This is a genomic window from Ramlibacter sp., assembly GCF_035706265.1.
Taxonomy (GTDB): Bacteria; Pseudomonadota; Gammaproteobacteria; order Burkholderiales; family Burkholderiaceae_C; genus Ramlibacter.
The window spans coordinates 1-4,476 of sequence record NZ_DASSVG010000208.1; the positions used below are offsets into that span (position 1 = coordinate 1).

The window sequence follows — 4,476 nt, forward strand, 5'->3', positions numbered from 1 at the left end:
GACCGTGGAGCCCTCGCGCAGGTCGAAGCCGAAGGGCAGCAGCACCCGCGCCCGGATCCGCAGGCCCTCGTCGCCCCCATAGGCCTTGAGCGAATTGGCCAGGTAGAACAGCATCTGCGCGAAGGCCAGCGTGATCATGATGAAGTACACGCCCCGCGTGCGCAGCGAGACCGCGCCGATCGCCAGTGCGGCGCAGGCCGTCACTGCGACGACCGCCAGCAAGTGCAACCCCAGCCCCTGCTGCCCCTCGCTCAGGAGCACGCCGCTCGCATACGCCCCCAGCCCCATGAACGCCGCATGCCCCAGCGACACCATGCCCGCGTACCCGAGCAGCAAATTCAGGCTGGTGGCGGCGACCGCGAACACGAGGATGCGGGTGGCGAGGCTCAGGTAGAACTCCGCGCCCGTCGCGCGCAGCAGCCAGGGCAGCGCCAGGGCCGCGAGCACGAGAACGACGATGGCGGCGCGCGCAGGCCTCATCGCCCCCGCACCGGCAGCAACCCTTGCGGCCGCCACACCAGCACCGCCGCCATCAGCACGTACACCGCGACCGAGGCGAGCGCCGGCCCGGCGGCGCTGGCCCACTGCGGCGGCAGCGACTCGCGCAGCACCTGCTGCAGCAGCGTGCGCCCCAGCGTATCCACCAGCCCCACCAGCAGCGCGCCGACCAGCGCCCCGCGCATCGAGCCGATGCCGCCGATCACCACCACCACGAAGGCGGGGATCAGGATGTTCTCGCCCATGCCCACCTGCACCGCCAGCAGCGGCCCGAGCAGCGCGCCGGCCACGGCGCACAGGGCGGCGCCGACGCCGAACACCGCCGTGAACAGCAAGGGCACGTCCACGCCCATCGCGCTGCTCATCTCGCGGTTGGACGCGCCGGCCCGCACCAGCGCGCCGAAACGCGTGCGCTGCACCAGCAGGTACAGCACGAGCGCCAGCACCAGGCCGGTGGCGATGATCACCAGCCGCCAGGCCGGATACTGGAAGCCGAGCGGCAGCGCCACCGGCTGCTCGAAGCCGGGCGGCACCGAGAGCGGCCGGTCGGTGCCGAACACCATGCGCACGCCGTCGTTCAGCACCAGGATCAGGGCGAAGGTGGCAAGCACCTGCGAGAGGTGGTCGCGCAGGTAGAGGCTGCGCAGCACCGTCACCTCCAGCAGCATCGCGCCGGCCGCCGTCAGCACCACCGAGCCGAGCAGGCCGAGCCAGAACGAACCGGCGAGCTGCGTGAGCCAGGCCGCCAGGAAGGCGCCCACCATGTAGAGCGAGCCGTGCGCCAGGTTGATCATGTCCATCACGCCGAACACGATCGTCAGCCCCGCGGCCAGCAGGAACAGCATCAGCCCATACTGCAGCCCGTTGAGCGCCTGCTCCAGGAACAGCGTCACTTCGGCATCTGGCACTGCTGGACGTAGGCGTCGCCGTGGGCCTTCAGGATCGGCTCGGTGAAGGACTTGTTGATCAGGCCGCCCTTGCCGTCGCTGCCCACCGTGCGCACGTAGTAGTCCTGGATCGGGTACTGGTTGGCGTTGAACTTGAAGCTGCCGCGCACCGATTCGAACCTGGCCGCGCGCAGCGCCTCGCGCATGGCGTGCGTGTCACCGAGCTTGCCCTTCACGTCGCGCACGGCGGCGTCGATCAGCCGCGCCGTGTCGTAGCCCTGCGAGGCGTAGAGCGTGGGAACGCGCTTGTATTCCTTCTCGAACTCGGCGACGAACTTCTTGTTGGCGGCGTTGGCGAGATCCGGCGACCAGTGCGCGGTGTTGAACAGGCCCGCCATCGAAGGGCCGACGGCGCCGATCACGTCCTGGTCGGCGCTGAAGCCGGGCAGCAGCAGCGTGATGTCCTTCGACAGGCCGGCGCCGACGAATTGCTTGATGAAGTTGATCCCCATGCCGCCGGGCAGGAAGATGTAGACGGCCTGCGGCTTGGCGGCGCGGATCTCCGCCAGTTCGGCCGCGTAATCGAGCTGCCCGAGCTTGGTGTAGACCTCGCCCACCACCTTGCCGGCGAAGACGCGCTTGAAGCCGGCCAGCGAATCCTTGCCGGCTTGGTAGTTGGGCGCGACGAGGTAGACGTTCTGCAGATTGCGCTGGTTGGCGAAGGCGCCGGCCGCCTCGTGGTAGGCGTCGTTGGGCCAGCTCACCGCGAAGAAGAGCGGATGGCATTCCTTGCCCGCCATCGGCGAGGGTGCCGCATTGGGGCTGAGGTAGATCACCTTGTTGTCCAGCGCCTCCGGCAGCGCGGCCAGCATGATGTTGGAGAACACCACGCCGGTCATGAAGTCGACCTTGTCGCGCTTGACGTTGCGCTCGAACAGCTGGCGCGCCACGTCGGGCTTGAACTGGTCGTCGCTCACCAGCACTTCGGCCGGCAGGCCCCCGAGCTTGCCGCCATTGAGCTTCACCGCGAGCAGGAAGCCGTCGCGGATGTCGATGCCCAGGGCGGCCGAGGGGCCGGAGAGGGTGCTGACGAAACCGACCTTCACCTTGTCGGCGGCATGCACCGAGAGGGCGGCAGCGGCGAGGGCGCAGGCGGCAAGCAGGGAACGCAGGACCATGGCACGCTCCTTCGGTCGGTTCAGACCCAGATCTGCAGGACGTAATCGAACGGCGCCTGGCTGTTGAACAGGTCCACGCGCTGCAGCCGGATGCGCAGGTTGCCGGCGTCGTCGCGCACCAGCGTGTGCCGGTAAGTGCCGCCAAAGTGGCGGATCTCGTCGCGCCGCAGCTCCATCATGTGGAAGCGCGAGCGCACCTGCAGCTGCTGCGCGTCGCCGGCCTCGATGGCGACGTGGCTCACCAGGTGGTTGGTGGCCCACAGCGGCGCCTGCGACCACGCGTTGGGATGGGTGACCCGGCCCTTGCGGATCTCCATCATCAGCTTGTCCTCGGCGAAGATCGAAGGCGAGCCTTCCCATTCGGTCTGCTCCGGCGCGATGGGCATCCAGTACACGCCGGCGTCGTCGAACAGGTCGATCCAGGCCTGCCAGTGCTTGCCATCGAGCAGTTCGGCCTGGCGGTACAGGAACTGCTCCACCTCGCGCTGCAGGTCCAGCCCGGCGGACTGCACCGGCCGCGGCAGCGTCTCGATGGCGCGCACGGCGCCGGCCTGGGGCGCACGCGGCGAGTGGTCGGGCGCCAGGGCCTGCGCGCCGGTGGCGGCGCCGAGGCTGCCGGCGATCACGACGTCCTGCGCCAGCAGGTGCTCGAAGTCGGGCCCGGCGTTGGGGATCGCACGGCTTTCGCTCATCGCTCGCTCCTCATTGCGCCATGTACTGCAGCCAGGCGCGGAACTGGTTGCGCATCACCGCCTCGGAGGTACCGTGGTTGGAGTACGTCACGCCGTTCTCCTCGCGGTCGTCGCCGTACCAGCGGTGGAAGCTGACCCAGTCCAGGCCCTTCGATTGCAGGCCCCACTGCGCCTTGGTCCAGTTCTCCAGGTCGTCGGCGTTGATCATGGTGGCCGGCGAGTTGACCAGGTTGAAGTACCAGAGGCTGCGCCGGTAGATCGCCTCGGGCGCGCCCTTGAGGCGGAAGTGCCAGATCTCCGACAGCGTCCTGTCCGGCCCGATCGGGCGCAGGCAGCGCAGTTGCTGCAGCGGGCTCTGCACCGAAAGATAGGGGTACACCAGCACATGGTGGATGCTGCGCGAGAGGTACTCCTCCATCTTCTCCTTGCCGTAGGCCTGCTCCAGCAGCGCCTCGTGCGCCTTGGTGTCGGCGTCCTGCGGGCGCAGGCCCATGTAGGCCTTGAGGATGCCGTGGCCGCGCGGGAAATTGAGGGTCTGCACGTTGTCCCACTGCTCGAAGCTGGAGGCGAACGCCGACAGGTAGTGGTAGTACAGCGGCGCGGCGCCGCGCTCCGCCTTCAGCCGCCGCTCGACCCGGCCGGCCGCGATGCCGGTGGACTGGTGCGTGACAGAAGGGTGCAGCGCGTCGAGCTGGTTCTCCATGAAGAACTTCCAGTTCGACTGCTGGATCACCCGGTGGCAGTAGGGCACGACCTCCACCTCGCCTTCGGGCGAGCGGTCGCACATGTCGTCGAAGGCCACCTTGGCCTCGCCGAGGAATTCGAGCAGCGAAGGCCCTTCGGGCGCGAGGCTGGCGAACACGAAGCCGCGGTAGCTGTCCACGCGGGCGGCACGCCGCATCGAGCAATCGGGGTTGTCGCGCGTCATGCGCGTGTTCTCGTAGCCCTGCGCCAGCGGGATCGCGCGCACGCTGCCGTCGAGGTGGAAGCTCCAGGCGTGGTAGGAGCACACCAGCGCGCCGCCGGTGTTGCCGCACTGGTTGCCCACCACCTGCACGCCGCGGTGCGGGCAGCGGTTGTAGAGCACCTGGATCCCGCCATCGGGCTGCCGCACCATCAGCATCGGCTGCCGGCCGATGGTGACCGCGTGGTAGTCGCCGGGCGCCTTCACCTGCGACTCGTGCCCGCAGTAGATCCAGATGCGCTCGAAGATCTTCTCCA

At 68.8% G+C, this 4,476-nt stretch carries 5 protein-coding genes; all 5 read right to left on the reverse strand.

Annotation, left to right across the window (positions count from 1 at the left end; genetic code table 11):
• The coding region (locus VFM98_RS07720; RefSeq protein WP_325109332.1) for a branched-chain amino acid ABC transporter permease at positions 1-480 on the reverse strand (480 nt) is incomplete at its 3' end.
• The gene (locus VFM98_RS07725) at positions 477-1,391 is read right to left on the reverse strand and encodes a branched-chain amino acid ABC transporter permease (protein ID WP_325109333.1); all 915 of its coding nucleotides are present in this window, start codon (positions 1,389-1,391) and stop codon (positions 477-479) included. The genes VFM98_RS07725 and VFM98_RS07720, both read right to left, overlap by 4 nt.
• Positions 1,388-2,563, reverse strand: a complete 1,176-nt coding sequence (locus VFM98_RS07730) for an ABC transporter substrate-binding protein (RefSeq protein WP_325109334.1) — start codon at positions 2,561-2,563, stop codon at positions 1,388-1,390. The genes VFM98_RS07725 and VFM98_RS07730 overlap by 4 nt, the downstream gene beginning before the upstream one ends.
• A 20-nt stretch (positions 2,564-2,583) precedes the next feature.
• On the reverse strand, positions 2,584-3,255 hold the full coding sequence (locus VFM98_RS07735; protein WP_325109335.1) for an aromatic-ring-hydroxylating dioxygenase subunit beta: 672 nt from the start codon (positions 3,253-3,255) through the stop codon (positions 2,584-2,586).
• A gap of 10 nt (positions 3,256-3,265) precedes the next feature.
• Positions 3,266-4,476: aromatic ring-hydroxylating dioxygenase subunit alpha (locus VFM98_RS07740; RefSeq protein WP_325109336.1), on the reverse strand; the 1,211-nt coding region annotated here is incomplete at its 5' end.